Source organism: Stappia sp. (assembly GCF_040110915.1).
In the GTDB taxonomy this organism is placed as follows: Bacteria; Pseudomonadota; Alphaproteobacteria; order Rhizobiales; family Stappiaceae; genus Stappia.
Genome location: NZ_CP157793.1, coordinates 3742712 through 3767906 on the forward strand (window position 1 = coordinate 3742712; position 25195 = coordinate 3767906).

The window sequence follows — 25195 nt, forward strand, 5'->3', positions numbered from 1 at the left end:
GCCCGCCGGCGTCCTGTCGGCGCCGCGAACGATATGCTATGCGCCGGAGACGGATCGCGGGATGCGCCCGCATCGGCTGACGCAAAGGATATGGGACGCATGACGACAGACAAGAGCACCGCACTCGATATCCTCGATTTCTGGTGGCGGGCCGGTCCGGCGAAATGGTTCGCCTCGGACGCGGGGTTCGACGCGGAGATCGAGACACGCTTCGGCACGCTGGTGGCGCGCGCGCTCGATGGCGATTTCGCCGAGTGGGAGACGAGCCCGCATGGGGCGCTGGCGCTGCTGCTGCTGCTCGACCAGTTCCCGCGCAATCTTTTCAGGGGCACGGCCCGGGCATTTGCCGGCGACGGCCGGGCGCTGCGTCTGGCACAGGCGAGCCTGGACGCCGGCTTCGACCGCGCCTTCCCGCGCGAGGCGCGCACCTTCTTCTATCTGCCCTTCGAACATGCGGAGGACATGGACGCCCAGCAGACGAGCGTCGACCTGTTTCGCCGGCTCGGCAACCAGGAAACCTATTTCTACGCCCTGGTCCATCTGGACGTGATCCGCCGCTTCGGCCGCTTCCCGCATCGCAACGCGGCCCTCGGTCGCGAGACCACGGCGGAGGAACGCGCCTACCTGGAGGACGGCGGCTTCAGCGCCTGACGCAAAGTGAGATTGAACATTTTTTAAGCACATGCGCGCGGCGCATGTGCTTATTTTTTATTCAAGTGATCGGAAGACCTCCGTCCGCGCCTGACCGGTGCCGGGGCCCGGTCGGCCTACCCGCTTCCTGTCAAAACCATCAGTATTTTCATGACCTTCCCGCTGGTTTGCGGCGGTGTTTTTTGCGCCGCAACACGAGTTGGCACGCTCCTTGAAATGTCTGTGATCGGCGATACGCGGCCCCGATCTCTTGCACGCCTTGCGTCGTTCGGACCGGGTGCCGCCGTCAACCGCCGCGGGACGGGTCCGTCGCGCCGGCTGGTGGAGGCAAGCAGGGAAAGGAACGGGAAGCGAGCATGAAAATCGTGATGGCCATCATCAAGCCGTTCAAGCTCGACGAGGTGCGCGACGCCCTCACGAGCATCGGCGTTCAGGGACTGACAGTCACCGAGGTCAAGGGCTACGGCCGCCAGAAGGGGCACACGGAAATCTACCGCGGGACGGAATACGCGGTGAGCTTCCTGCCCAAGCTGAAGGTCGAGGTCGCCGTGCCCTCCGACCTTGCCGAGAAGGTCGTCGAGGCGATCGCCGGTGCCGCCAAGACCGGCCAGATCGGCGACGGCAAGATCTTCGTCTACGCGCTCGACCAGGTTCAGCGCATCCGCACCGGCGAGTCCGATGCCGCCGCGCTTTGATCGATCCCGAGCAGAGGAACATCCGATGAAAAACCGTCTTCAAATCCTGGGAGTGGCATCGCTCGCGCTGGTGGCGGGCAGCCTGCCCGCGCTCGCGCAGGACACGCCGGAATACGCGCTGGCCTCGCATACCGCCTATATCTTCAACACGCTTCTGTTCCTTCTCGGCGGCTTCCTCGTGATGTGGATGGCCGCCGGCTTCGCCATGCTCGAGGCCGGCCTCGTCCGGTCCAAGAACGTGTCGATGCAGTGCCTGAAGAACATCACGCTCTACTCGATCGCCGGCCTGATGTACTGGATCACCGGCTACAACCTGATGTACACGGGCGTCGACGGCGGCTTCATCGGCTCCTTCGGCCCCTACAGCTTCGATCCCGTCGGCGGCGACGCGCTCGACACGGGCTATTCGACGGCCTCCGACTGGTTCTTCCAGATGGTGTTCGTCGCCACCGCGGCCTCGATCGTCTCCGGCACGCTGGCGGAGCGCATCAAGCTGTGGCCGTTCCTGCTCTTCGTCGTGGTGCTGACCGGCTTCATCTACCCGATCGCCGGCTCCTGGCAGTGGGGTGCGGGCTGGCTGTCCGAGATGGGCTTCTCCGACTTCGCCGGCTCGACGCTGGTGCACTCGGTCGGTGGCTGGGCCGCACTTGCCGGTGCGCTGATCCTCGGTGCGCGTAAAGGCAAATACGGCGCCGACGGCACCGTGCATGCGCTGCCCGGCTCCTCCATGCCGCTCGCCACGCTCGGCACCTTCATCCTGTGGCTCGGCTGGTTCGGCTTCAACGGTGCCTCGCAGCTCGCCATGGGCACCATCGGCGACGCCTCCGACATCTCGCGCATCTTCGCCAACACCAATCTGGCCGCCGCCGCCGGCGTGGTCGCCGCGGTCGTGCTCACGCAGATCCTCTACAAGAAGGTCGACGTGACCATGGTGCTCAACGGCGCGCTCGCCGGTCTGGTGTCGATCACCGCCGAGCCGCTGGCGCCCAGTGTCTGGCAGACGGTGTTCATCGGCGCGGTCGGCGGTGCCATCGTCGTCTTCACCGTCCCGCTGCTGGACAAGCTGAAGATCGACGACGTGGTCGGCGCGATTCCCGTCCACCTGCTCGCCGGCATCTGGGGCACGCTGATCGTGCCGCTGTCGAACGGCGACGCCTCCTACGGCGTGCAGATCACCGGCATCGTCGCCTATGGCGTCTTCACCTTCGTGGTCAGCGGCATCGTCTGGTTCGCCCTCAAGGCGGCCATGGGCATCCGCGTCTCCGAGGAAGAAGAGGCGCTCGGTCTCGACAAGACGGAAGTCGGCGTCGAGGCCTATCCCGAGTTCGGTCAGGGCAGCCAGCGCGTGTGAGCCCGGCCCACGATCTCCCGTAGCGACCGGTCGTTGCACCGATCGCACCTTGAAGCCCGGGGTTCGCGCCCCGGGCTTTTTTTATCCGCCGCCGGCCCGCTGTGCATCCCCGGCCCGGCACCCGCCTATTGCCAGCCCCCTTGCCCGCCCCTTGCCCGCCCCCTTGCCCGTACGGCCGGCGCCCGCCATGCTCGCCGGCGAGGCGAGACGGCGATTCGCCCGCCACCCGGCCGTGCGACGCGCATGCGGCCGCCCCTCGCCCGACATCGGACCCCGCCGCTGGCCGAAGAGGATGACCGGCATGCCCATGATCGTTTCGATCCCGCTGACGCTCGCGCCGCTGCTGGTCTACAACCTTCTCGCCTTCTGGTTTCTGGGCGACGTCGGCGGCGACCCCTGGCTCGCCCCCATCCTGACGGTCGAACTCGTCTCCGGCGCCCGCTTCACGCTGGTGATCGGCGACCTGATGATCCTGGCCGGGCTGACCCTGCTCTTCGTCGAACTGCTCAAGGCGACGCGCACCGGCGTGGTCGCGCTGACCGACCACATCCTCTCCACCCTCGTCTTCGTCGCCTATCTGGTGGAATTCCTGACCGTGCGCGAGGCCGCGACCTCGGTGTTCTTCATCCTGATGTGCATCTCGCTGGTCGATGTGATCGCCGGCTTCAGCATCACCATCAGCGGCGCGCGCCGCGACTTCGGCATCTCGCGCGGCGACGATCTTCCCTGACGCCTGCCCGCGCGCCGCGCTGGCCGAACGCACGCCGCGCAGAACGCGGTGCGTCGCCCCCTGCGCGCCGCTGAGGAAAAAGTTAACAAGTCGTTACCGCGTGGCATGGCATTTGCGCTAAACTCCCTGACACCAACGCCAATGTCTCGAATTGGCACGCTTGGGAGGCGCATGTGCGGATCGTCAACGGCCCGCGTCCCGCATCGGGACCGACCAGATCGCAAGCCGGATCGCGAACCGGATCGCAAGGGCGCGGACCGTCCCGCGCCGAGGCGGCCGCGCGCGGCCCAACCCCGCCAGAGACCTCGGCCAGCGCGCTCGTCGCCGTTGAGCCGGTGGCCGCGACCGACGCGCCGCGCCTCTTCCGCCGCTACCGGCCCAACGCGCCGTTTCTCGCGCAGCTGATCGCGACCCACGAAAACCTGCCGCAGATGCGGGCGCTGCGCCGCGCGCCGGCCGACCACGCGCTCGAGCGCTATCGCACGACCGAGCGGGCGCCCCGGCATCTCGATGCCGGCCGCGTTCTCGCCGTCAGCCGCTGACGCGCACCGGCGGACCAAGCCGGCCCGCGAACGTCAGCGCAGGGGTTTTTCAGTGGTCGCTTTTTCAGTGGTCGCGTAGCAGGCGGGCGGGTGCCGGTCCGGCGTCCCCGCCCGAAGTCTTGAAGCAGGTCAGTAACCGACGGCCGCCCCGTCCTTGCGCGGGTCGGAGCCGCCGACCAGCGTGCCGGCCTCGCGGTCGATCAGGATCGCCTGCGCCCCGCCGATCGGCCCCGGCGCCTCGACCACCTCGTGACCGAGCGCGCGCAGACCCTCGACCGTGGCCGACGGCACGCTGCGCTCCGCCTGCAGCACATGTGTCTGCTCGTCGAAGAACATGCGCGGCGCGTCGATGGCTTCCTGCGGGTCCATACCGAAATCCACCATGTTGGTGAGCACATGGGCATGGCCGCAGGGCTGATAGCCGCCGCCCATCACGCCGAAGGAGAGATGCGGCAGCCCCTGCTTCATCACCATGGCCGGGATGATCGTGTGCAGCGGCCGCTTGCCGCCGTCGATGCAGTTGGGATGGCCCGGCTCCAGACGGAAACAGGCGCCACGGTTTTGCAGCAGCACGCCGCTCTTCGGCGCGCAGATGCCGGAGCCGAAATCCTTGTAGACGGAATTGATGAGCGACACGGCCATGCCGGCGCCATCCACGACGGAGAGATAGATCGTGTCCGACGAGGGCCCGAGCAGGCTCGGCGGGATATCCGCGATCCGCGCGCTCGCCGACATGCGCGCCGCGAGCCGGTCGAGATAGGCCGGCGCCAGGAAGGCGTCGGGGCCGAAGGCCATGTGATCCGGGTCGGCGAGGAAGAGATCGCGCACCGAATAGGCAAGCCGGCCCGCTTCCAGTTCCAGGTGGAAACGCTCCGTCCCGTTCGGATCGAGGCTTGCGAGATCGAAGCGCTCCAGCAGGCCCAGCATCACCAGCGCGATGAAGCCCTGCCCGTTGGGCGGCAGCTCGACCACGTCGAGCCCCCGGTAGCCACGCGACACCGGGGTCATGTCGAGCGGCTCGAAGCCCGCGAGATCCTCGCGCGTCATCAGCCCGCCCCGGGCGGCCAGCGTCGCGACGATGTCCTCGGCCACCTCGCCCTCGTAGAAGGCCCGCGCGCCGTCCTCGGCGATGGTCCGCAGCGTGCGCGCGAGCGCCCGGTGGCGCATCACCTGCCCCACCTTCGGGATCGCGCCGTCGACCAGATATTCCGAGGCGGCGCCGGGATCGGCGGAGAGCTTGTCGAGATTGCGCGACCAGTCGTAGGCGACACGCGGCGTGACCGGATAGCCGTCCTCCGCGTAGCCGATGGCGCGCTGCAGAACCTCGCCGAGCCGGCGGGTGCCGTGGCGGGCAAGCAGAACCTCCCAGGCGCGCACCGCGCCGGGCACGGTGACGGCATGGGCTCCGTTGGGATCGAGCGTCGTCACGCCAAGCTCGGCGAGGCGCTGCGGCGTGGCGGCCGCCGGCGCCGCACCCGAGCCGTTCAACCCGCTGAGCGTGCCGTCCGGCTGCGCCACGATGGCGAAACAGTCGCCGCCGATGCCGGTCATCTGCGGCTCCACCACGGCCAGCACGGCCGCCGCCGCCACGGCGGCATCCACCGCATTGCCGCCCGACTGCAGGATTTCCAGCGCGGCCGCCGTCGACAGGGGATGCGAGGTCGCCGCCATCGCGGTGGTGGCATGGGCCGCCGAGCGTCCCGGAAAGTGGAAGTCGCGCATGGGATGATCCCCCTTATCGGTCTTTTTGACTGCCTGTCGTGTTGACTGCCTGTCTGGCTCGTGACGGCCCGAAAACCCGGCCCAAAACCCGGCTTGAACACCCGGTGCCGTTTGGCGAAGCTCGCAAGGACTATGGGTGACAGGGGTCCCCTGTCATTTCAAGCAGGCCAGGGTCTCGGGGAAGAACACCTTGTCGCGCCCCGTCGATTGGCCCGGCCCGCAAAGCCTGCTAGCGCAAAGGCACCTTACATCCCCACCATTATGGAGATTACTGACAATGAGCAAACTCACTCTCTCCGTTTCCGAAACAATCGTGAAGGCCGCCTTCGCCAAGGGCGCGGAGCTCAACCTGAAGCCGCTGACGGTGACGGTGCTCGACGCCGGCGGGCATGCGGTGGCGATGATGCGTCAGGACGGATCCTCGATCCTGCGGCCGCAGATCGCCGCCGGCAAGGCGTTCGGGGCGCTTGCGGTGGGGGCCGGATCGCGCTGGCTCGACGCCAACGCCCAGACCCGCCCGCATTTCGTTCAGGCGCTGAACGGCGCAGCCGGCGGCGGCATCGTTCCGGTTCCCGGCGGCGTGCTGATTCGCGACGGCGCCGGCGGCGAGATCCTCGGCGCGGTGGGCATCACCGGCGACACCTCGGACAATGACGAGGCCTGCGCCGTGGCCGGCATCGAGGCGGCGGGCCTCACGCCCGACGTCGGCTGACGAGAAGGCACCGGTGCGTCTCGATGCGCACCGGCCCCTGCTCCCTGTCGCCGGCGCTACTCCTTGTCGCCGGCCCTACTCCTTGTCGCCGGCAATGGCATCGAGCTTCTTCTGCATGGCGTCGAGCTGCTTCTTCAGCGTGTCGAGCTCGTCCGCCCCGGCCGCGCCGCCGGCGGGCGTTCCGGGCTGCGTCGGCAGGCCGTTCGCGCCCATCTCGCCGCCCTCCTTGCCGGGGCCGAAGGGCAGGAACATGCGCATGGCGCGGTCGAAGATCTCGGCGTTGCGCTTGACCTGATCCTCGATCGCGTCGAAGGCCGTCGCGCCGAGAGCGCTCGACATCTGCTCGCGCAGCCGGTCCTGCTCCTTGGTGAAGGAACTCATCGAGAAGTCGAGGTAGCTCGGCACCACCGACTGCATGCTGTCGCCGTAGAAGCGGATCAGCTGGCGCAGGAAGGTGATCGGCAGCAGGTTCTGCCCCTTGTTCTCCTGCTCGAAGATGATCTGTGTCAGCACGGAGCGGGTGATGTCGTCGCCCGACTTCGCGTCGAAGACGACGAAATCCTCCTCGTCCTTCACCATGGTGGCGAGGTCCTCGAGCGTCACATAGGTGCTGGTGCCCGTGTTGTAGAGGCGGCGGTTGGCGTATTTCTTGATGATCGTCGGCTCGGTCGTCTTGGCCATGTCGTCTTCCGGATTCCGGCTGGGCGGGCACCGTCGGGAGACGGTCGCCGCGCATTCCTCCCGATCGCGCGCCGCCTCCCCCGACCGCGCGGACCCTTGCTCGTGTTCCGCACGATACGCCAATCCACCCCGACGGCACCACCGTTTTGTCGGACCTTTTCCGCACCCGCACGCTGCGTGCCGCATTGCACCCGCGCGATCCCGGCATGCGGCGGCCCGCCGGTGCTTCGCGATGCCCGCAGCGCAGCATCCTGCGACGAAAGAACGATGCGCCGCCGTCTCTTTTCGGGCTGCGAATACGGTGTGTTGCGGTTGACTACGGCCGGGTGACCGTCTCTAGTTTGCGGGACCCGCGCGCTCGCGACAGCACCAAAGAGGGGCCGGCGCGCACCCTGGGAGGACCGGAGTTTCGGAGACCGTACATGAGCGCATCCACCGACGTCGTCATTGTCAGCGCAACGCGCACCCCCGTCGGGTCCTTCAACGGATCCTTCGCCAACACCCCGGCCCACGACCTCGGCGCCACCGCGATCAGATCCGCGCTGGCGCGCGCCTCCGTCGATGCGGCGGACGTCGATGAGGTGGTGTTCGGTCAGGTTCTGACCGCCGGCCAGGGCCAGAACCCGGCCCGCCAGGCCGCCATCAACGCCGGCATTCCCGACAGCGCCACCGCCTGGGTGCTCAATCAGGTCTGCGGCTCGGGCCTGCGCACGGTCGCCATCGGCATGCAGCAGATCCAGGCGGGGGACGCCTCGATCATCGTCGCCGGCGGCCAGGAGAACATGTCGCTCTCGCCGCATTGCGCCCATATGCGCGCCGGCTACAAGATGGGCGACTACAAGATGATCGACACGATGATCAAGGACGGCCTGTGGGACGCCTTCAACGGCTACCACATGGGCCAGACGGCCGAGAACGTCGCCGAGAAGTGGCAGATCTCCCGCGAGCAGCAGGATGAATTCGCCGTCGCCTCCCAGAACAAGGCCGAGGCCGCGCAGAAGGCCGGTCGCTTCAAGGACGAGATTACGCCGGTCACGATCAAGGAGCGCAAGGGCGAGAAGGTCGTCGAGGACGACGAGTACATCCGCCACGGCGCCAATCTCGAGGGCATGCAGAAGCTGCGCCCGGCCTTCGCCAAGGACGGCTCGGTCACCGCGGGCAACGCCTCGGGCATCAACGACGGCGCGGCCGCGCTCGTGCTGATGAGCGCCGCCGAGGCCGAGCGCCGCGGCCTGACCCCGCTGGCGCGCATCGCCTCCTGGGCGACCGCCGGCGTCGATCCGACCGTGATGGGCTCCGGTCCGATTCCGGCCTCGCGCAAGGCGCTGGACAAGGCCGGCTGGAAGGTCGAGGACCTCGATCTGGTGGAAGCCAACGAGGCCTTCGCCGCCCAGGCCTGCGCGGTCAACAAGGACATGGGCTGGAACCCGGACATCGTGAACGTCAACGGCGGTGCGATCGCCATCGGCCATCCGATCGGCGCCTCGGGCGCCCGCGTGCTGGTGACGCTGCTGCATGAGATGGGCCGCCGCGACGCCAGGAAGGGCCTCGCCACCCTGTGCATCGGCGGCGGCATGGGCGTCGCGCTCTGCGTCGAGAGGTGAGCCGCCGGCCTTAGACTTTCCGCTAGGGCGGGGGCGTCGGTCGCCCGCCCTGGCCTTTGATTTCAAATGTTTTTTGGGGCCAACCGCGCGAGGAGCCTGCCCGACCGGCACACTCCGATTGAGCAGGATCAAAGCACCTCCGCACGGTTGTCGCCATGACAGCCAGAGCGCGGAACGGCCGCGCGATACAGTCCTGGCGCGGGCGTACCGCGCCGCCAACGCAAGGCACGGCAGTTCAGCGCCGGCAGGATATTTTGAAACCGCGATCGGGGAGGATTTTTATGAGCAATGTGGCAATCGTGACGGGCGGAACGCGGGGCATCGGCGCCGCCATTTCGAAGGGCCTGAAGGATGCCGGCTATACGGTGGCGGCCACCTACGCCGGCAACACCGAAAAGGCCGAGGCCTTCAAGGCGGAAACGGGCATTCACGTCTACAAGTGGGACGTCGCCGACGCCCAGGCCTGCCACGATGGCATCGCCCAGGTCGTGTCGGACCTCGGCGCGGTCGAGGTGCTGGTCAACAACGCCGGCATCACCCGCGACGGCTGGTTCCACAAGATGGACTACGACCAGTGGTCGGCGGTGATCCGCACCAACCTCGATTCCATGTTCACCATGACCCGTCCGGTGATCGACGGCATGCGTGAGCGCGGCCACGGCCGGATCATCAACATCTCCTCGATCAACGGCCAGAAGGGCCAGCTCGGCCAGACCAACTACTCCGCCGCCAAGGCGGGCGTGATCGGCTTCACCAAGTCGCTGGCCGCCGAGACCGCGCGCAAGGGCATCACCGTGAACGCGATCTGCCCGGGCTACATCGACACCGACATGGTCGCCGCCGTTCCGGAGAAGGTGCTGGAAGGTATCATCGGCGGCATTCCGGTCGGCCGGCTCGGCCAGGCGGAGGAAATCGCGGCCGCGGTCGTCTATCTCGCCTCGAAGGAAGCCGGCTTCATGACCGGCGCCGTGATGTCGATCAACGGCGGCCAGTATTTCGCCAACGGCTGAGGTCCGCGCCGAGCGAGACAAACAGCGACACCCCACGCCCCCGGCCCACGGCCGGGGGTTTTTCGTGAGGCCGAACCTGCATCCGGATACGGCGCGAACGGCGCGGGACTACGGTGGCGGATGCGATGCCCGCAAACGCTTGCCCGCAAACGCGAAAGGCCGGCGCCTTGCGGCACCGGCCTATCGAACGCACGATCATGCGCGTGAAGCGTCAGGCGTCGTCCTGCGGCGCCAGAATCTGGCGGCCCCGATACATGCCCGTCTTCAGGTCGATGTGGTGCGGGCGGCGCAGCTCGCCCGAATCCTTGTCCTCGACATAGGTCGGCTGTTTCAGGGCGTCCGCGGAGCGGCGAAAGCCGCGCTTCATGCGCGTGGTTTTTCTCTTCGGAACGGCCATTGGTATCTCTCCGTCGTGCAACGCCCGCGAACCCGGACCGGGTCTGCCCGGGGCGTGGGGTCTCACGGTGTACAGGAATGGCCGCGCTTATACAGAACCTTTGGCCGCTTTGCCAGCCCGCAATCCGCATTTTTTGCCCCGCGCCCCGAAATTTCGCCCTACCGGGCAAGCAAGGTCTGCGGCAGGCAGTCCAGATGCGGATCGATCTCCGCCGCGCGGGCCCGGTTGAGGCGCGCAAGGCGCACGTGTCCGGCGCTCGGCCGCGCCGGATTGCGCACAAGCGGGTTGGGCAGCGCGGTCGCGAGCCGTGCGGCCTCGGTACGGGTGAGCTCCGCCGCCGGCTTGCCGAACCACGCCTGCGCGGCGGCCTCCGCGCCAAAAACCCCTTCGCCCCATTCGGCGATGTTGAGATAGATCTCGATGAGCCGCGTCTTGGTCAGCATGGCGTCGAGCATCAGCGCCAGCGGCAGCTCCAGCGCCTTGCGCACATAGCTGCGCTCACCCCACAGATAGAGGTTCTTCGCCACCTGCATGGTGATCGTGGAAGCCCCGCGCACGCGCTCGCCCTCGCCCAGCGCCTCAAGCTGCCCTTCGAGCGCCGCCCAGTCGATGCCCGCATGGGCGCAGAAGCGTGCATCCTCGGAGGCCACCACCGAACGGATGAGATGCGGCGAGATGGCCTCGATCGGCACGTAATCGCGATCGACCCAGAGCCCCTGTGCGATGCGTCCCAGCATCAGGGTGCTGACCGGCGGCACGACCGCGTAGACCAGCGTCAGCACCGGAGGCAGCAGAAGCAGCAAGAGGGCAAGGCGCCAGACCCAGCGCCGCAGCCAGCGGCGCAGGCCGAAGCGACGCGGCTTTCCCTCTCCGGGCGTGCCGCCGTCCGGCCCGCGCGCCGGGCTCACGCGGGCACCCCGATGCCGGACGCGCCGCTGCCGTGCGGGTCGGTGGCCATCGCCGTCCGGTCGGGGGCGGCGCGGCGGGCGAGATGGTCCTTGAGCGCGGCCGCAAGCGCTTGTGCATCGGCGGCATGGGCGGAGCGCCGGCGCCAGACGACCCCGAGATCGCGCGCCGCCGCACCGTCCGCGATCGGGAAAACGGTCAGCCGCGTGCCGCGCGTGATCCCCGCCTCGACGGCGATTTCCGGCACCAGCGTGACGCCGAGCCCGTTGTCGGCCATCTGCACCAGCGTCGTCATGGAGGACGCCTGGATCTCGTCGCTTTCCAGCGGCGGCGGCGTGCCGGCGAAGGCGCTGAGGACATGATCGCGCAGGCAATGCCCGTCTTCCAGCAGCAGCAGGGGTTCCCTGGCCAGCCGCGCGAGCGGGATCGCTCCCGGCCGCGCGAGGACGTGGCCCTCGGGCAGCGCGGCCAGCAAACGGTCACGGCCGATCACCTCGCAGGCGAGATCGCCGATATCATAGGGCAGCGCGATCAGCAGCACGTCGAGCCGCCCCTCGCGCAGGTCGCGGACAAGCACCCGGCTCAGTTCCTCGCGCAGCACCAGCCGCAGCTCCGGATGGGCCCGGCGCAGGTCGGGCAGGGCCTGCGGCAACAGGAACGGCGCGATGGAGGGAATGACACCGAGCCGAAGGCGCCCCGACAGGGGCGTGCGCGCGCTGCGGGCGCAAGCCGCCAGATCCTCCACCTCGCGCAGGATGGTGACCGCGCGCGCAAGCACGCGCTCCCCGGCCTCGGTCAACGCCAGCGCGCGCCCCGAGCGGTCGACCAGTTCGGCGCCGAGCGCGGCTTCCAGCTGCCGGATCGCCGCCGACAGGCTGGACTGGGTGACATGGCAGGCACGCGCCGCGCGCACGAAGGAGCGATGCTGCGCCAGTGCGACGAAATACTGCATCTGCCGAACGGTCGGTAACATCCTCACTCCACGCGAAAAGCCCTGAAATCGCAAGGCACTGCAAGCACATCGCTTTCGCCGCGCGCTCACGTAGGGGCAGCTTCCGGGCATCGGATGAACCGATTGTCCCAATCGGATTTATCGGTTTGACCGAAGGCCGGCGGTCTGCATAACCGGTCGCGCTGCACCGCACAACACGCGGTGGTTCGGCATCTCATTTCCGCTCCGCCACCTCCCGGGCGGAGCCTCATCCCAGGAGCGACCCATGATCGGTATTGGCGACAAACTCCCCGAATTCGAGATCGTCGGCGTGAAGCCGGGCTTCAACCGGCACGAGGAAAACGGCGAGAGCGCCTTCGAGACGCTCACCGAAAAGAGCTTCGAGGGCAAGTGGAAGGTCATCTTCTTCTACCCCAAGGACTTCACCTTCGTGTGCCCGACCGAAATCGCCGAGTTCGCCCGCCTCGCGCCGGACTTCGAGGACCGCGACTGCGTGGTGCTCGGCGGCTCGACCGACAACGAGTTCTGCAAGCTGGCCTGGCGCCGCGATCATCCGGATCTCGACAAGCTGCCGATCTGGTCGTTTGCCGACACCAACGGCTCGCTGGTCGACGGTCTCGGCGTGCGTGCGCCGGAGGGCGTGGCCTACCGCTACACCTTCATCGTCGACAACGAGAACACCATCCAGCACGTCTATGCGACCAACCTGAACGTCGGCCGCAACCCGAAGGACACGCTGCGGGTGCTCGACGCGCTGCAGACCGACGAGCTGTGCCCGTGCAACCGCGAGGTCGGCGGCGACACGCTCGCGGCCTGAGGCTAGAGCAATTTCAGCAAAAGTTGGAGACTTTTGCGCTCGCGAAATTGCGTAAAAACAGAGACATAGAGCATTTCGAGTGATTCAGCATTCACGAGAGATGCTCTAGGGTCCGCATATCGACCGATCGAGAGGCCGGACCCGTTCCGGCCTCTTGCGGTTCGCACCAGGAGTTTTCAGGATGTCGATCGACACGCTCAAGTCCGCCTTGCCGGATTTCGCCAAGGACACGCGGCTCAACCTGTCCTCGCTCGCCAGCGACGAGACCTTCACCGACCAGCAGAAGTACGGCCTGATGGTGGCCTGCGCCATCGCCAGCCGCAACGCCACCTTGCGCGCCGAACTGATCGGCGAGGCCGCCGCCCACTTGAGCGCCGAGGCGCTGACGGCGGCGAAGGCCGCGGCCACCATCATGGCGCAGAACAACGTCTACTACCGCTTCGTTCATCTCGCCTCGAACGACCAGTACAAGACCATGCCGGCGAAGCTGCGCATGAACGTCATCGGCAAGCCGGGCGTCGACAAGACGGACTTCGAGCTGTGGTCGCTGGCCGTCTCCGCCATCAACGGCTGCGGCATGTGCATCGACGCGCATGAGGACGTGCTGCGCAAGGCGGGCGTCACCAGCGAGCAGATCCAGGCCGCCATCCGCTATGCCGCGATCATCCAGTCGGTGGCCGTCGCGCTGGAGGCCGCCGCCGACGCCTGACAAGGGCGATGACAAGGACCATTGGCGACGGCGGTTGACCTTTCCGCCGTTTCGCGACACTCACAACGGGCGGCGCCGCGCACTGACGGGGCCGCCCGTTCTCGCATCCGCCTCGCCCCTTACGTTTCTCCATCCGCCCGGAGCCGCCCGTGACCGCCGATCCCGACCGCCACACCGCACCGGAGGCCCGCGTGGCACCGGAGGCGCGCATGGCCGAAGACGCCGCCCGTCTCGAGGCGGTGCTCGCCGAGGCGCTCGCCGAGGCGCCGCTCGACGGAGAGACCGCGCGCCCCGCCCGCCTGCTGGACGCCATGCGCCATGCCGCGCTCGCCGGCGGCAAGCGGCTGCGCCCGGTGCTGATGCTCGAGGCGGCGCGCCTGTTCGGCCGTGACGACGACGGCGTGCTGCTGGCGGGTGCCGCGCTCGAATGCATTCACTGCTACTCGCTGGTGCACGACGATCTGCCGGCCATGGACGACGACGACCTGCGCCGGGGCCGCCCCACCGTGCACAAGGCCTATGACGAGGCGACCGCGATCCTCGCCGGCGACGCGCTGCTGACGCTCGCCTTCGATCTGATCGCCGACCCGCGTGTGCATCCCGACGCGGCCGTGCGGCTGGACGCGAGCCGGGATCTCGCCCGCGCCGCCGGGCTCGGCGGCATGGCGGGCGGACAGATGCTCGATCTCGCCTCGGAGCATGCGACGCGAACCGAGGCGGACATCCGCACCCTGCAGGCCATGAAGACCGGCGCGCTGATCCGATACGCGGCGCGCACCGGCGCCCGGCTTGCCGATGCCGGCGACGCGGACCTCGCCGCCCTGACGCGCTTCGGCGAGATCCTGGGGCTCGCCTTCCAGCTCGCCGACGATCTGCTCGACGTGGAGGGCGATGCCGCCGCGCTCGGCAAGGCGGCGGGCAAGGACGCCGCCGCCGGCAAGGCGACGCTGGTGGCGCTTAAGGGCGCGGCGTGGACGCGCAGCGAACTCGCCCGGCTTGTCGACGATGCGACCGCCCTGCTCGCCCCCTATGGCGAGAGAGCCGCGCCGCTGCTGGCGCTCGCCCGTTTCGTCGCCACGCGCGACAGATAAGACGCGCGATCCCGCCCTGAGGTGCGCCCCGTCCCGCCATGTCACTCTGTCTCGATATCTGGGAGCACACGGTCGTCGCACCGGGCCGCGATCTGGTCCTGCCCGACGGGTGCCGCGACCTGATCCTGGTCCACACGCCGGGGGCAGCCCCCCGCGCCTTCGTCAGCGACCTTCATGACGCGCCGGTGCAGGCCACGGGCTTTGCGCCCGGCACCCGGCTGACCGGCCACCGTCTCGCGCCCGGCACGCGGATCGATACGGCCCGTCTGCTGGCGGAGATCGCGCGCGCCGCCGGGGACCCGGCCGCCCCGCTGCCACTGATCGCGGCGTATTGCCGGCGCGACGCGGGCATCGTCGAGGCCTTCGCCGCGATCGAGGCGGCGACCGCGACGACCGCCACGGAGCTTGCGCGCCGGCTCGCGCTCACGCCGCGCACCCTGCAGCGGCTCTTCGCGGCGAACGGCCTGCCCGCGCCCGGTTTCTGGCTGCGCCTTGCCCGGGCGCGGCGCGCGGCGCTGCGCCTGCGCGGCGACGCCCCGCTTGCGGAGATCGCCGCCGACGCCGGCTATGCGGATCAGGCCCATATGACACGCGCCTTCCGCCAGTGGTTCGCCGCAACGCCGGCGCAGCTTCGATGCGATCCCTACCGCCTCTTGCTGCTGGCTCAGTCCGGGCTCGCGGTTCCCGCGACGGGGGAACAGATCTCGACCAGATAGCCGTCGGGGTCGGACACATAGGCCGTCGTCTGCCCCCAGGCTTCCGCGCGCACGTCCTGCACCAGCCCGGCCCCGGCCGCGCGCGCCCGGGCAAGCGTTCCGGCGACATCGTCGGTCTCCAGCGCGATCTCGAAGACCGGGGCTTGCGGGTCGGCCCGCGCCGGCGCCTTGCCCAGTTGCGTCATCAGGGCGCGCGAGGAAAAGGCAAGCTTCGTCCGGCCCGTCACCAGTTCGCCGTAGTCCCCGCTCTCATGCAGAAAACCGGTCTCGAGACCGAAGGCGCGCTCATAGAAGGCAAGCGTGCGGGCGACATCCTCCACATAGAGGATCGTGTATCGAAACTTCATGGAAAGACCCCTTCATCGACGGTTCCGGCATCGGGATAGCGCGTCGCCCGGCGGCGGTCTTGAAGATTTGCGACAGCCGCAGGCGACGTCGGGGCGCAAGGGCGGTTTGACGCACCCGCCCCCGGCACCCGCGGACGCGCGGTTACGCAGGGTCTTCCGGGAGTGTGACTTAGTTTCAACAATTCATAATTAATTATATGACGCGGCGGCCAGTAGATCGTTTTTCGGTGGCGCGACGGGTGAGGTCTGGTCACTGTCCCGCTGAACGCATGGGCAGAGGCAACATCTGCGGCGGGGGCGATCATGACAGGATGGAGAACCGGTCTCGCAGTGGCGACGGCCGTCGGAATGGCCGTTGCAACAGCCGGCATCGGGCCGGCGCAGGCCGCCGATCCGGCCGAAAGCCGGGTTTCGGCGGCGCATGCGCTGTTTCTCAGCGAGGTGCGCGGCGGGGTTCTGTATCACGACACGATGAACCGGGAGAGCGGCCTCGATATCAATGTCGAGGTTCTGAGCCGGTTCGCCGCGCTGGAGGGAACCCTCCCGCTGCTCGGAACCCGGATGATGCTGCGCCCGCATCTCGGCGCCAACATCAACACGGGCGGCAACACGAGCATGGCCTATTTCGGCTACAGCCTGACGCTCGATCTCACCTCCCGGCTGTTCGTGGAAGGCAGCCTGGGCGGCATGGTGCACGACGGGAGCACGCGGGCCGGCACCCCGAACGCCCTGTCGCTTGGCTGCAACCTGATGTTCCGCGAAGCCGCCGCCATCGGCGTGCGGATCAGCGAACAGCTCAACCTGTCGGCGATGATCGAGCATTCCTCCAATGCCGGCGGCTGCAGCGCCAACAACGGCCTCACGAACGTCGGCCTGCGTTTCGGCTATCTGTTCTGACGCACGCAATGTACGGACGACCCGCGTTCACCGGCCCGGCAGAAAGCCGGCCATGTGAAACGCGCCTTGGACGGCATCATGGGCATGGTCGCGCCCGACCGGGCAGGCCCGGCGCGCGAGACACCCGGTGAGGCATTTCGCCTCCGCGCCCGCGCCGATCAGATACGCCCGGCAGCGCGGCACGTCGTACCCCGTGTCCGACGACAACGCGCCGGCCGGACACGCCGAAACGCAGGGCGTGTCGGCACAGCTCTGGCAAGGCCCCGGCGCTCCCGCCATGTCGAAACGGCCGAAGCGCTCCGCCGACAGGAAGGCCGCGCGCAGCGCCGCCCAGGGCCCATGGGTGCGATGGGCGAGCAGCCCCATGGGCGAAGGGGAAAAGCCGCCGACCCGCATAGCCCAGCGCTGGAAGGGATGCCACGGCGGCCCCTCGAAGGAAAAGACGACCTCCAGCCCGGCGTCGGCGGCAATCGCCGACAGGGTGCGCCGCGTGTAGCGGTCGAGGGGGTCGGGCAAACCGTCCGCGCGTTCCGGCGCCGCATCGAAGGCGGCGAACAGCCCCGACCCGGCGCTGCCGATCAAAAGCAGCGTGCGAACCGGCCGGCCATCGGCGAGCGGCGGCACGTCGTCGCCGAGGTCGGGATGAAAGCCGCCGAAGGCGAGAAATCCGGCGCGGACGAGAGCCTTGGAAAGCCGTGTCGCCCGCGCCGTGTCCATGGGGGCGCGCGCCTTACCGGCTGCGGTCGCGTTTGGCGAGCGTCCTGAGGCGCAGGGCGTTCAGCCGGATGAAGCCGGCCGCGTCCTTCTGGTCGTAGGCGCCGTGGTCGTCCTCGAAGGTCACGAGTTCCTCGGAGTAGAGCGAATAGGGCGACTGGCGGCCGACGGTGATGATGTTGCCCTTGTAGAGCTTCAGCCGCACCTCGCCGGTGACCTTCTCCTGGCTCTTGTCGATCGCCGCCTGGAGCATCTCGCGCTCGGGCGAGAACCAGAAGCCGTTGTAGATGAGCTCCGCGTAGCGCGGCATCAGCTCGTCCTTGAGATGCGCCGCGCCGCGATCCAGCGTGATGGACTCCATCGCGCGATGCGCGGCAAGCAGGATGGTGCCGCCCGGCGTCTCGTAGACGCCGCGCGACTTCATGCCGACGAAGCGGTTTTCCACCAGATCGATCCGGCCGATGCCATTGTCGCGGCCCAGGTCGTTGAGCCGGGCGAAGAGGGTCGCCGGCGACAGATTTTCGCCATTGAGCGACACCGCGTCGCCGCGCTCGAAGCCGATGGTGATCTCGGTGACGGCATCGGGCGCATCCATCGGCGAGACGGTGCGCATGTGCACGTATTCCGGCGCCTCTTCCCATGGATCCTCGAGCACTTTGCCTTCCGAGGACGAGTGCAGCATGTTGGCATCGACCGAGAACGGTGCCTCGCCGTGCTTGTCCTTGGGCACCGGAATCTGGTGCTTCTGGGCGAAATCGATGAGGTCGGTGCGCGACTTGAAGGTCCAGTCGCGCCACGGGGCGATCACCTTGATATCGGGGTCCAGCGCATAGGCGGAGAGCTCGAAGCGCACCTGGTCGTTGCCCTTGCCGGTGGCGCCATGGGCGATGGCGTCGGCGCCGGTCTCATGCGCGATCTCGATCAGGCGCTTGGAAATCAGCGGCCGCGCGATCGAGGTGCCGAGCAGATAGATGCCCTCGTAGACGGCATTGGCGCGGAACATCGGAAAGACGAAATCGCGGATGAACTCCTCGCGCAGATCGTCGATGTAGATCTCCTTGATGCCGAGCATCTCGGCCTTGCGGCGCGCCGGCTCCAGCTCCTCGCCCTGGCCGAGATCGGCGGTGAAGGTCACCACCTCGCAGCCGTACTCCGTCTGGAGCCACTTCAGGATGATCGAGGTGTCGAGACCGCCGGAATAGGCGAGCACCACCTTCTTGATGTCGTTCTTTGCCATGAGATCCAGTTCCGAATGGGGTCAGGCCGGGGGGAAACCCGGCAAAAATCCGCCGCGCACTGTAACGGCCCGCGCCGGCGACGCAAGCCGGGAAAACCCCGCCCCGAAACCCGGCCAAAGCGCGCGCCGGCGCGCCGTGACCGGCAGTTGCGTCAGCGCGGGGCGTCAGCGCGGCGTCGGCCGCCAGTCGGGCGGAGCGAGTTCGAAGCCGGAAAACTCGAAGCCGGGCGCGACCGTGCAGCCGACCAGCGTCCAGCGGCCGAGGCTTTCCGCCGTCTGCCAGGCACCGGCCGGCACCACGGCCTGCGGACGCTGATGCGCGGCGAAATCGACGCCCAGATGCAGGGCGCGCGCGTCATGCCCGTTCTCCGAGATCGTGAGCGCCAGCGGCCCGCCCGCATGCCAGTGCCAGACCTCCACCGCATCGACCCGGTGCCAGGCCGACACCTCGCCCGCCTCCAGAAGATAGTAGATCGCCGTCGAGCGCGCCCGCCCCGCCGCGTCGGTCGCGGGATCGCGAAAGGTCTCGCGATAATGCCCGCCTTCCGGATGGGGGGCGAGGTCGAGAAGGCGCACGACATCGGCGGCGGAGAGAGACGGATCGATCATCGCGGGGGGTCCTGAGGCGTCGAGACAGGGTGATGCTGCGTCAGAAGCTGTCCTTGCGCCGGCGGATCTCCGCGAAGACCTCCGCGTCCGAGGCGCCTTCCAGGCCGAGATGCCGGCGGATCGCGGGATCGCGGGCGCGCAGGAAGGGATTGGTGGCGAGCTCCGCCGCCATGGTCGTCGGCAATGTGGCTTGCCCGTCGCCGCGCAGGCGCTCGATCTCCTCGGCGCGCGCGGCGAGCTCCGCGTTGTCGGGATCGACCGTGACGGCGAAGCGGGCGTTGGCCAGCGTGTACTCATGGCCGCAATAGACGGTGGTCTCCGGCGGCAGGAGCGTCGCGAGCTTGTCGAGCGAGGCCCACATCATCGCCGCATCGCCCTCGAAGATCCGCCCGCAGCCGAGCGCGAAGAGCGTGTCGCCGGTATGGGCGAGCCCCGCCTGCGGCGCCCACCAGGAGATCTGGTCGAGCGTGTGCCCCGGCGTGGCGATGGCGCGGAAACCGAGCCCCGCGACCGTGATCTCGTCGCCGTCGCCGACAGTCTCGTCGAGCCCCTCGATTCGCTCGCGCGACATCTCGGGCCCGACGGCGCGCGCGCCCGTCTCGCTCTTCAGCTCGCCCAGACCCTGGACGTGATCCCAGTGATGGTGGGTGACGAGAATGTCGGTGAGCCGCCATCCGGTCTCCGCCAGGACGGCCCGATAGGGGGCCGCGTCGGGCACGTCGACGGCGATCGTGCCGCCGGTCTCCGGCACATGGATCAGGACGCCGAAATTGTCGCTCAGGCAGGAAAACTGCCGCACCTCGACCCGCGCTGTCGTCATGAAACCCCTCTTTCAGCCTGCCGCGCGCCCCACCGTGCCGCGCCTCGCCCCACAGTGGCCCGCCCGCCCGGCCGCGACAACCCCCTCGCGCGCGCCTCACGCGCGCCGTGCGTCAATGCGCCTTGCCGTGTCGGGAATGGTTGCATCGCCGGGCCGGGAGCGCTTCAATCGGCCCCCAAGCCAGTCCGGGCCGGCCCAGCGGGACGTGATGTATCTCGACGTCGCACATCAGCGCACCTTCTACGATCTGCCGCTCGGGCGCATGCTGCGCGTGCTCGTGGGCACGCGGATCCGTGCCTTCTGGCCCTCGCTGGAGGGGCGCCGGCTGCTCGGGCTCGGCTATGCCGCGCCCTACATGCGGCCCTATCTGGATGAGGCGGACCGCTGTGTGGCGGGCATGCCGGCGGCGCAGGGCGTGGTCGCCTGGCCGCGCGGCGGACGCAATTCCGCCGCGCTGGTGGAAGACGCGGAGCTGCCGTTTTCCGACAGCGTCTTCGACAATGTACTGGTGGTGCACGGCATCGACCACAGCGGCGATCCCGACGCCATGCTGCGCGAGATCTGGCGGGTGCTGGCGCCCGGCGGGCGCATGATCCTGGTGGTCGCCAACCGGCGCGGGCTCTGGGCGCGCTCGGAAATCTCGCCCTTCGGCTACGGCCGGCCGTTTTCGCGCGGCCAGATCGAGGCGCTGCTGCGCGCCGCCCAGTTCCAGATCGCGGGCAGCGACGAGGCGCTGTGCCTGCCGCCGACCCGTTCGCGCTTCCTGCTGCGCAGCGCGCCGGCGTGGGAGCGGGTGGGCCGGCGGCTCTGGCCGGCCTTCGCGGGTCTTCTTGTGATCGAGGCGGAAAAGCAGGTCTATCGCGGCGCGCTCGCCGACGGATCGCGCCTGCTGCGGGCCTTCCGCCCGGTCTTCGTGCCGGAAGGGGCCACGCCCACCGGCGTGAACGGGCATATCACGCGCCTCAGCGTTTCAGGAGAAACAGCGCCTGTTCGCCGATCAGGTTCCACACCCACCACGGCGCGCTGAAGCCGACCGGCTCGCCGCGCGCGTTCAGCGCCATCGCCTTGACCATATGGGCGTTCACGTCCTCGCACATGGAGACGAAGTCGCGGATCGTGCAGAAGTGGATGTTCGGCGTGTCGTACCAGGAATAGGGCAGATACTCCGTCACCGGCATGCGTCCGAGGAACATCAGCTGCAGCCGGTTGCGCCAGACCCCGAAGTTGGGGAAGGACACGATCACATGCGCCCCGATGCGCAGCAATTGCTCCAGCACCTCCCGGGGCCGGTGCGTCGCCTGCAGCGTCTGGCTGAGGATGACGAAATCGAAGGCCGCGTCGGGATAATGGATCAGATCGCTGTCGGCATCGCCCTGCACCACCGACAGGCCGCGCGCCACGCAGGCGTTCACCCCGGCCTGCGACAGTTCGATGCCGCGTCCGTCGACCTGCTTCTCGCGCACGAGGAGATCGAGCAGCGCGCCGTCGCCGCAGCCGATGTCGAGCACCCGCGCGCGCGGGCTCACGAGATCCGCCACCAGCCGGTGGTCGGCGCGCGTACCGCCCGCCTGGTTCATCTGCCGCTCCGCCGCCGTCATGACGCGCCTCCCGCGCCGGCCGGCGCCAGACCGCGCGCATTGGCCGCGCCGATGAGAAAGCCGGTGATCGTGCGGAACATCTCCGGCTCGTCGAGCAGGAAGGCGTCGTGGCCGCGGTCGCTCTCCACCTCGACGAAGGACACATTCGCCGCCGCCGCGTTGAGCGCGCGCACCACCGCCTTGCTCTCGGCGGTGGGAAACAGCCAGTCGGATGTGAAGGACATCACGCAGAACCGCGTCGGCGAATGCAGGAAGGCGCGCGCCAGCGAGCCCTCAAAGTCCATCGCCAGGTCGAAGTAGTCCATCGCCCGCGTCAGATAGAGGTAAGAGTTGGGGTCGAAACGGTCGACGAAGGTCATGCCCTGGTGGCGCAGATAGCTCTCGATCTGGAAATCCGCGTCGAAGCCGAAGGTGATCGCCTCGCGGTCCTGCAGGTTGCGGCCGAACTTGCGGTGCAGGGCCGGGTCGGAGAGATAGGTGATATGCGCCGCCATGCGCGCCACCGCGAGCCCCTTGGAGGGGCGTACGCCGCGCTCGAAATAGCGCCCGCCGCACCAGTTCGGATCGGCCATCACCGCCTGCCGCCCGACCTCGTGGAAGGCGATGTTCTGCGAGGAATGGCGCGCGGCCGTGGCGATCGGCAGGGCGGAAAACACCCGCTCGGGATAGCTCGCCGCCCATTGCAGCACCTGCATGCCGCCCATCGAGCCGCCGATGACGGAAAACAGCGTCGCGATGCCCAGATGATCGAGCAGCACGGCCTGCGCGCGGACCATGTCGCGGATCGTCACCAGCGGCAGATCGAGGCCCCAGCGCCGGCCGGTGGCCCGGTTGGTCGAGGCCGGACCGGTGGTGCCGAGACAGCCGCCGAGCACATTGGCGCAGATGACGAAATAGCGGTCCGTGTCGACCGGCCGGCCCGGGCCGACCAGCAGGGACCACCAGCCGGGCTTGCCCGTCAGCGGATTGGGCGAGGCGACATATTGATCGCCCGTCAGCGCATGGCAGATCAGCACCGCGTTGCTGCGCTCCGCGTTGAGCGTGCCGTAGGTTTCATAGGCGATCTGCCAGTCGTCGAGCACCGCGCCGGAATCGAGCCGCAACGCATCGTCGCCGGAAAACCGGACGATCCGGCTCGTCGGCGCATCCGCCTCGCTCGACGGCGCGGCGCGCACGCCCGTCGTGATCTCGGCGTCCTGCGTGCCGGCACCGCCCGGGGTGTTGCCTGAAACGTCCTGCGCCATGGCGCCCGCGTGATCCTTCTTCGACCCTGCCTTCGATCCTGCCCGGGCCCCTGCGCGCACCGGCAAGGATGCGCGTCGACAGCGCACCGGGCGCCGGCGAGACCGAGAGGTAGGAGGGGCGCCGGGCGAGGTCAACGTTTTCTTTTGCCATTGCAAGGCAGTCGGCCTATGACTCGGCCCGGTTTGCTTCGGCTTTCCTCGGTTTTCGACCGGCGTCGGCGCGTCGCGCGCGGCGCTTCTTCCGGCCGCCATCCGCCGGCCGCCCCCATGGAACACGCGTGAAACGGCAAAGGCAATGCACCCAGACATGACGCGTCCGACGCCCCGCCCCGGTATCCTCGACATCGCGCCCTATGTTCCGGGCCGGTCGAAGTCGACGGGCGGCGCGAAGCTGCACAAGCTGTCGTCCAACGAAACGCCGCTCGGCGCCAGTGCCGCGGCGATCGAGGCGTATCGGGCGCAAGCCGCGCATCTGGAGCTCTATCCCGACGGGGCCTCGCACGGCCTGCGCGCCGCCATCGGCGAGGTCTACGGCCTCAATCCCGACCGCATCATCTGCGGCAACGGCTCGGACGAGATCCTGGAGCTGATCACCCGCGCCTATATCGGCCCGGGCGACGAGGGCATTTTTTCCCAGTACGGCTTCCTCGTCTACAAGATCGCGATCCTGGCCGCCGGCGGCACGCCGGTCGCGGTCCCCGAGCGCGACCTGACGGCCGATGTCGACGCCATTCTCGCCGCCGTCACCGAGCGCACCAAGGCCGTCTTCCTGGCCAATCCGAACAATCCGACCGGCACCTATCTGCCCTTCGAGGAGGTGCGTCGCCTGCATGCCGGCCTGCCGCCGCATGTGCTTCTGGTGCTCGACGCCGCCTATGCCGAATATGTGCGCCGCAACGACTACGAGGCGGGCATGGAACTGGCGGCGACCGCCGACAACGTGCTGATGACCCGGACCTTTTCCAAGATCTACGGGCTCGCGGCCCTGCGTCTGGGCTGGGCCTACGGGCCGGCGCATATCCTCGACGCGCTGAACCGCATTCGCGGCCCCTTCAACGTGTCGGCCGCCGCCCAGGCCGCCGGCGTGGCGGCGGTGCGCGACCGTGCCTTCCTGGAAGAGGCCGTGCGGCACAACGAGACCTGGCTGCCCTGGGTGACGCAGGAGCTGGAAGCCCTCGGGCTCGGCGTCACGCCGAGCGTCGGCAACTTCGTGCTGGTCCATTTCCCGGACGCGCCGGGCAGGACGGCGGCGGAGGCCGATGCCTATCTGGCCGAGCGCGGATGCGTGCTGCGCGCGGTGGGCGCTTATGGCCTGCCGAACGCGCTGCGCATGTCGATCGGCACGGAAGAGGCCAATCGCGACGTCGTCGCGGCGCTGAAGGAGTTCCTCGGCGCCTGACCATTGCCCGCGGGGGGCGCGCGCGCGTGCCGCCCCGCCAAGACAAGCTGACCCATGTCCCAACCGCAGTTCACCCGCGTCGCGCTGATCGGCATCGGCCTGATCGGCTCGTCGCTCGCGCATGTCATGCGCGCCCGCCGGCTCGCCGGCGAAATCGTCGTTTCAACCCGCTCGGAGCACACCCTCGCCCGCGCGCAGGAGCTCGGGCTCGGCGACCGCTATCACCTCGACGCGGCCGAGGCTGTCACCGGTGCGGATCTCGTCATTCTCTGCGTGCCGGTCGGCGCCAGCGAGCAGGTCGCCAAATGGATCGCCCCGGCGCTCGCGCCGGGCGCCATCGTCACCGACGTCGGCTCCACCAAGGGCTCGGTCGTCGCGCAGATGGCGCCGCATCTGCCCGACGGCGTGCATTTCATCCCCGGTCATCCAATCGCCGGCACGGAAGAATCCGGACCCGACGCCGGCTTCGCCGAGCTGTTCGAGGACCGCTGGTGCATCCTCACCCCGGTGCCGGACACCGATGCGGAAGCGCTCGCCCGCCTCACCGCCTTCTGGGAGGCCTGCGGCTCGACCGTCGAGACCATGGACCCCGACCACCACGATCTGGTGCTCGCCATCGTCTCGCATCTGCCGCATATCATCGCCTACAACATCGTCGGCACGGCGGATGATCTGGAAGCGGTCACCAAGTCCGAGGTGATCAAATACTCCGCATCGGGCTTCCGCGACTTCACCCGCCTCGCCGCCTCCGATCCGACCATGTGGCGCGACGTCTGCCTGCACAACAAGGACGCGATCCTGGAGATGCTGGCGCGCTTCTCGGAGGATCTGGCCGCGCTTCAGCGCGCCATCCGCTGGGGCGACGGCGAGGCGCTGTTCGACCTCTTCACGCGCACGCGCGGCATTCGCCGCTCCATCGTGGAGGCCGGGCAGGACACCGACGCGCCGGACTTCGGCCGCCACGCGGCCCGACCCTCGGCGGGCGGCGGGCAGACCTCCGACTAGACGCGCGCCCGCCTCCGCCGGTCGGGCGGAGCGCCGGCG

The 25195-nt window shown here is 68.7% G+C and carries 28 protein-coding genes; 16 read left to right on the forward strand and 12 right to left on the reverse strand.

Translation table 11 applies throughout. The features are described 5' to 3' along the window. The first annotated feature begins 99 nt into the window (after window positions 1–99). The 5 genes from ABL312_RS16665 (at window position 100) to ABL312_RS16685 (ending at window position 3969) form a co-directional block, all read left to right on the forward strand. On the forward strand, window positions 100–651 hold the full coding sequence (locus ABL312_RS16665) for a DUF924 family protein (RefSeq protein WP_349358523.1): 552 nt from the start codon (window positions 100–102) through the stop codon (window positions 649–651). A gap of 356 nt (window positions 652–1007) precedes the next feature. Further along, window positions 1008–1346 (forward strand): P-II family nitrogen regulator, encoded by a 339-nt coding sequence (locus ABL312_RS16670; protein ID WP_349358524.1) that lies wholly within the window; start codon window positions 1008–1010, stop codon window positions 1344–1346. 25 nt (window positions 1347–1371) lie between these two features. After that, window positions 1372–2697 carry an ammonium transporter gene (locus ABL312_RS16675; RefSeq protein WP_349358525.1) on the forward strand — a complete coding sequence of 442 codons (1326 nt, stop codon included), beginning with the start codon at window positions 1372–1374 and terminating at the stop codon, window positions 2695–2697. A 301-nt stretch (window positions 2698–2998) separates the two neighbouring features. After that, a complete protein-coding gene (locus ABL312_RS16680) occupies window positions 2999–3427 on the forward strand; it encodes a hypothetical protein (protein WP_349358526.1) in 429 nt (142 codons plus the stop codon). 335 nt (window positions 3428–3762) lie between these two features. Then, window positions 3763–3969 (forward strand): hypothetical protein, encoded by a 207-nt coding sequence (locus tag ABL312_RS16685; RefSeq protein WP_349358527.1) that lies wholly within the window; start codon window positions 3763–3765, stop codon window positions 3967–3969. A 129-nt stretch (window positions 3970–4098) separates the two neighbouring features. Here ABL312_RS16685 and ggt read toward each other — a convergent pair whose 3' ends face one another. Beyond that, complete coding sequence (gene ggt, locus ABL312_RS16690) at window positions 4099–5691, reverse strand: gamma-glutamyltransferase (RefSeq protein WP_349358528.1); 1593 nt, start codon at window positions 5689–5691, stop codon at window positions 4099–4101. Between the two features lie 277 nt (window positions 5692–5968). On the opposite strand from ggt, the gene ABL312_RS16695 reads away from it, so the two are divergent. Next, window positions 5969–6403 (forward strand): heme-binding protein, encoded by a 435-nt coding sequence (locus ABL312_RS16695; protein ID WP_349358529.1) that lies wholly within the window; start codon window positions 5969–5971, stop codon window positions 6401–6403. 75 nt (window positions 6404–6478) lie between these two features. Here the strand turns inward: ABL312_RS16695 and phaR are convergent, their stop codons facing one another. Further along, window positions 6479–7084, reverse strand: a complete 606-nt coding sequence (phaR, locus tag ABL312_RS16700) for a polyhydroxyalkanoate synthesis repressor PhaR (protein ID WP_349358530.1) — start codon at window positions 7082–7084, stop codon at window positions 6479–6481. A 422-nt stretch (window positions 7085–7506) separates the two neighbouring features. Here phaR and ABL312_RS16705 point away from each other — a divergent pair, with 422 nt between their 5' ends. Both ABL312_RS16705 and phbB read left to right on the forward strand, forming a co-directional pair. Further along, window positions 7507–8688, forward strand: a complete 1182-nt coding sequence (locus ABL312_RS16705; RefSeq protein WP_349358531.1) for an acetyl-CoA C-acetyltransferase — start codon at window positions 7507–7509, stop codon at window positions 8686–8688. Window positions 8689–8969: 281 nt separating this feature from the next. Further along, on the forward strand, window positions 8970–9698 hold the full coding sequence (gene phbB / locus ABL312_RS16710; protein ID WP_349358532.1) for an acetoacetyl-CoA reductase: 729 nt from the start codon (window positions 8970–8972) through the stop codon (window positions 9696–9698). Between the two features lie 211 nt (window positions 9699–9909). Here the strand turns inward: phbB and rpmF are convergent, their stop codons facing one another. The 3 genes from rpmF to ABL312_RS16725 all read right to left on the reverse strand — a co-directional run bounded on the left by rpmF (window position 9910) and on the right by ABL312_RS16725 (window position 11974). Further along, a complete protein-coding gene (gene rpmF / locus ABL312_RS16715) occupies window positions 9910–10095 on the reverse strand; it encodes a 50S ribosomal protein L32 (RefSeq protein WP_349358533.1) in 186 nt (61 codons plus the stop codon). 158 nt (window positions 10096–10253) lie between these two features. Next, window positions 10254–11003, reverse strand: coding sequence for a monofunctional biosynthetic peptidoglycan transglycosylase (gene mtgA / locus ABL312_RS16720; RefSeq protein WP_349358534.1), 750 nt, complete (start codon window positions 11001–11003; stop codon window positions 10254–10256). Beyond that, window positions 11000–11974 (reverse strand): hydrogen peroxide-inducible genes activator, encoded by a 975-nt coding sequence (locus tag ABL312_RS16725; RefSeq protein ID WP_349358535.1) that lies wholly within the window; start codon window positions 11972–11974, stop codon window positions 11000–11002. Before ABL312_RS16725 ends, mtgA begins: the two co-directional genes overlap by 4 nt. Before the next feature lie 244 nt (window positions 11975–12218). Between ABL312_RS16725 and ABL312_RS16730 the strand changes: the two genes are divergently transcribed. The 4 genes from ABL312_RS16730 to ABL312_RS16745 all read left to right on the forward strand — a co-directional run bounded on the left by ABL312_RS16730 (window position 12219) and on the right by ABL312_RS16745 (window position 15286). After that, window positions 12219–12770, forward strand: coding sequence for a peroxiredoxin (locus tag ABL312_RS16730; protein ID WP_349358536.1), 552 nt, complete (start codon window positions 12219–12221; stop codon window positions 12768–12770). A 181-nt stretch (window positions 12771–12951) separates the two neighbouring features. After that, a complete protein-coding gene (locus tag ABL312_RS16735; RefSeq protein ID WP_349358537.1) occupies window positions 12952–13479 on the forward strand; it encodes a carboxymuconolactone decarboxylase family protein in 528 nt (175 codons plus the stop codon). A gap of 209 nt (window positions 13480–13688) precedes the next feature. After that, window positions 13689–14570 carry a polyprenyl synthetase family protein gene (locus ABL312_RS16740; RefSeq protein WP_349361438.1) on the forward strand — a complete coding sequence of 294 codons (882 nt, stop codon included), beginning with the start codon at window positions 13689–13691 and terminating at the stop codon, window positions 14568–14570. Between the two features lie 38 nt (window positions 14571–14608). Next, window positions 14609–15286, forward strand: coding sequence for a helix-turn-helix domain-containing protein (locus ABL312_RS16745; RefSeq protein WP_349358538.1), 678 nt, complete (start codon window positions 14609–14611; stop codon window positions 15284–15286). Here the strand turns inward: ABL312_RS16745 and ABL312_RS16750 are convergent. Then, a complete protein-coding gene (locus tag ABL312_RS16750; protein ID WP_349358539.1) occupies window positions 15235–15633 on the reverse strand; it encodes a VOC family protein in 399 nt (132 codons plus the stop codon). The genes ABL312_RS16745 and ABL312_RS16750 overlap by 52 nt on opposite strands. A 348-nt stretch (window positions 15634–15981) precedes the next feature. Between ABL312_RS16750 and ABL312_RS16755 the strand changes: the two genes are divergently transcribed. Next, the gene (locus ABL312_RS16755) at window positions 15982–16530 is read left to right on the forward strand and encodes an acyloxyacyl hydrolase (RefSeq protein ID WP_349358540.1); all 549 of its coding nucleotides are present in this window, start codon (window positions 15982–15984) and stop codon (window positions 16528–16530) included. Between the two features lie 27 nt (window positions 16531–16557). Here the strand turns inward: ABL312_RS16755 and ABL312_RS16760 are convergent, their stop codons facing one another. The 4 genes from ABL312_RS16760 to gloB form a co-directional block, all read right to left on the reverse strand. After that, entirely contained in the window at window positions 16558–17247 is a 690-nt protein-coding gene (locus tag ABL312_RS16760; protein ID WP_349358541.1) for a hypothetical protein, read from the reverse strand. Window positions 17248–17260: 13 nt separating this feature from the next. Next, window positions 17261–18481 (reverse strand): argininosuccinate synthase, encoded by a 1221-nt coding sequence (locus ABL312_RS16765; RefSeq protein WP_349358542.1) that lies wholly within the window; start codon window positions 18479–18481, stop codon window positions 17261–17263. 165 nt (window positions 18482–18646) lie between these two features. Beyond that, window positions 18647–19090: a cupin domain-containing protein gene (locus ABL312_RS16770; RefSeq protein ID WP_349358543.1), complete on the reverse strand. Its 444-nt coding sequence runs from the start codon at window positions 19088–19090 to the stop codon at window positions 18647–18649. A 40-nt stretch (window positions 19091–19130) separates the two neighbouring features. After that, window positions 19131–19910 (reverse strand): hydroxyacylglutathione hydrolase, encoded by a 780-nt coding sequence (gene gloB, locus ABL312_RS16775; RefSeq protein ID WP_349358544.1) that lies wholly within the window; start codon window positions 19908–19910, stop codon window positions 19131–19133. A gap of 136 nt (window positions 19911–20046) precedes the next feature. Here gloB and ABL312_RS16780 point away from each other — a divergent pair, with 136 nt between their 5' ends. Continuing rightward, a complete protein-coding gene (locus ABL312_RS16780) occupies window positions 20047–20937 on the forward strand; it encodes a methyltransferase domain-containing protein (RefSeq protein WP_349358545.1) in 891 nt (296 codons plus the stop codon). On the opposite strand, the gene metW is transcribed toward ABL312_RS16780, so the two are convergent. Both metW and ABL312_RS16790 read right to left on the reverse strand, forming a co-directional pair. Continuing rightward, window positions 20873–21487: a methionine biosynthesis protein MetW gene (metW, locus tag ABL312_RS16785; RefSeq protein WP_374730214.1), complete on the reverse strand. Its 615-nt coding sequence runs from the start codon at window positions 21485–21487 to the stop codon at window positions 20873–20875. The genes ABL312_RS16780 and metW overlap by 65 nt on opposite strands. 17 nt (window positions 21488–21504) lie before the next feature. Further along, entirely contained in the window at window positions 21505–22752 is a 1248-nt protein-coding gene (locus ABL312_RS16790) for a homoserine O-acetyltransferase (RefSeq protein ID WP_349358547.1), read from the reverse strand. Between the two features lie 307 nt (window positions 22753–23059). On the opposite strand from ABL312_RS16790, the gene hisC reads away from it, so the two are divergent. Continuing rightward, window positions 23060–24151 carry a histidinol-phosphate transaminase gene (hisC, locus tag ABL312_RS16795; protein WP_374730142.1) on the forward strand — a complete coding sequence of 364 codons (1092 nt, stop codon included), beginning with the start codon at window positions 23060–23062 and terminating at the stop codon, window positions 24149–24151. Between the two features lie 54 nt (window positions 24152–24205). Beyond that, complete coding sequence (locus tag ABL312_RS16800; RefSeq protein ID WP_349358549.1) at window positions 24206–25156, forward strand: prephenate/arogenate dehydrogenase family protein; 951 nt, start codon at window positions 24206–24208, stop codon at window positions 25154–25156. Window positions 25157–25195: the final 39 nt, after the last annotated feature.

Excerpts from the sequence above, each read along its gene's own strand:
- ABL312_RS16750 (WP_349358539.1), bottom strand. The coding sequence starts at position 15,633 with ATGAAGTTTCGATACACGATCCTCTATGTGGAGGATGTCGCCCGCACG.
- ggt (WP_349358528.1), bottom strand. The coding sequence starts at position 5,691 with ATGCGCGACTTCCACTTTCCGGGACGCTCGGCGGCCCATGCCACCACC.
- ABL312_RS16790 (WP_349358547.1), bottom strand. The coding sequence starts at position 22,752 with ATGGCGCAGGACGTTTCAGGCAACACCCCGGGCGGTGCCGGCACGCAG.
- phbB (WP_349358532.1), top strand. The coding sequence starts at position 8,970 with ATGAGCAATGTGGCAATCGTGACGGGCGGAACGCGGGGCATCGGCGCC.
- ABL312_RS16730 (WP_349358536.1), top strand. The coding sequence starts at position 12,219 with ATGATCGGTATTGGCGACAAACTCCCCGAATTCGAGATCGTCGGCGTG.
- ABL312_RS16680 (WP_349358526.1), top strand. The coding sequence starts at position 2,999 with ATGCCCATGATCGTTTCGATCCCGCTGACGCTCGCGCCGCTGCTGGTC.
- ABL312_RS16755 (WP_349358540.1), top strand. The coding sequence starts at position 15,982 with ATGGCCGTTGCAACAGCCGGCATCGGGCCGGCGCAGGCCGCCGATCCG.
- ABL312_RS16740 (WP_349361438.1), top strand. The coding sequence starts at position 13,689 with ATGGCCGAAGACGCCGCCCGTCTCGAGGCGGTGCTCGCCGAGGCGCTC.
- ABL312_RS16695 (WP_349358529.1), top strand. The coding sequence starts at position 5,969 with ATGAGCAAACTCACTCTCTCCGTTTCCGAAACAATCGTGAAGGCCGCC.
- ABL312_RS16705 (WP_349358531.1), top strand. The coding sequence starts at position 7,507 with ATGAGCGCATCCACCGACGTCGTCATTGTCAGCGCAACGCGCACCCCC.
- ABL312_RS16675 (WP_349358525.1), top strand. The coding sequence starts at position 1,372 with ATGAAAAACCGTCTTCAAATCCTGGGAGTGGCATCGCTCGCGCTGGTG.
- ABL312_RS16800 (WP_349358549.1), top strand. The coding sequence starts at position 24,206 with ATGTCCCAACCGCAGTTCACCCGCGTCGCGCTGATCGGCATCGGCCTG.
- ABL312_RS16735 (WP_349358537.1), top strand. The coding sequence starts at position 12,952 with ATGTCGATCGACACGCTCAAGTCCGCCTTGCCGGATTTCGCCAAGGAC.
- ABL312_RS16760 (WP_349358541.1), bottom strand. The coding sequence starts at position 17,247 with ATGGACACGGCGCGGGCGACACGGCTTTCCAAGGCTCTCGTCCGCGCC.
- ABL312_RS16780 (WP_349358545.1), top strand. The coding sequence starts at position 20,047 with ATGGTTGCATCGCCGGGCCGGGAGCGCTTCAATCGGCCCCCAAGCCAG.
- hisC (WP_374730142.1), top strand. The coding sequence starts at position 23,060 with ATGACGCGTCCGACGCCCCGCCCCGGTATCCTCGACATCGCGCCCTAT.
- ABL312_RS16725 (WP_349358535.1), bottom strand. The coding sequence starts at position 11,974 with ATGTTACCGACCGTTCGGCAGATGCAGTATTTCGTCGCACTGGCGCAG.
- ABL312_RS16770 (WP_349358543.1), bottom strand. The coding sequence starts at position 19,090 with ATGATCGATCCGTCTCTCTCCGCCGCCGATGTCGTGCGCCTTCTCGAC.
- phaR (WP_349358530.1), bottom strand. The coding sequence starts at position 7,084 with ATGGCCAAGACGACCGAGCCGACGATCATCAAGAAATACGCCAACCGC.
- gloB (WP_349358544.1), bottom strand. The coding sequence starts at position 19,910 with ATGACGACAGCGCGGGTCGAGGTGCGGCAGTTTTCCTGCCTGAGCGAC.
- ABL312_RS16665 (WP_349358523.1), top strand. The coding sequence starts at position 100 with ATGACGACAGACAAGAGCACCGCACTCGATATCCTCGATTTCTGGTGG.
- metW (WP_374730214.1), bottom strand. The coding sequence starts at position 21,487 with ATGAACCAGGCGGGCGGTACGCGCGCCGACCACCGGCTGGTGGCGGAT.
- ABL312_RS16765 (WP_349358542.1), bottom strand. The coding sequence starts at position 18,481 with ATGGCAAAGAACGACATCAAGAAGGTGGTGCTCGCCTATTCCGGCGGT.
- ABL312_RS16670 (WP_349358524.1), top strand. The coding sequence starts at position 1,008 with ATGAAAATCGTGATGGCCATCATCAAGCCGTTCAAGCTCGACGAGGTG.
- ABL312_RS16745 (WP_349358538.1), top strand. The coding sequence starts at position 14,609 with ATGTCACTCTGTCTCGATATCTGGGAGCACACGGTCGTCGCACCGGGC.
- rpmF (WP_349358533.1), bottom strand. The coding sequence starts at position 10,095 with ATGGCCGTTCCGAAGAGAAAAACCACGCGCATGAAGCGCGGCTTTCGC.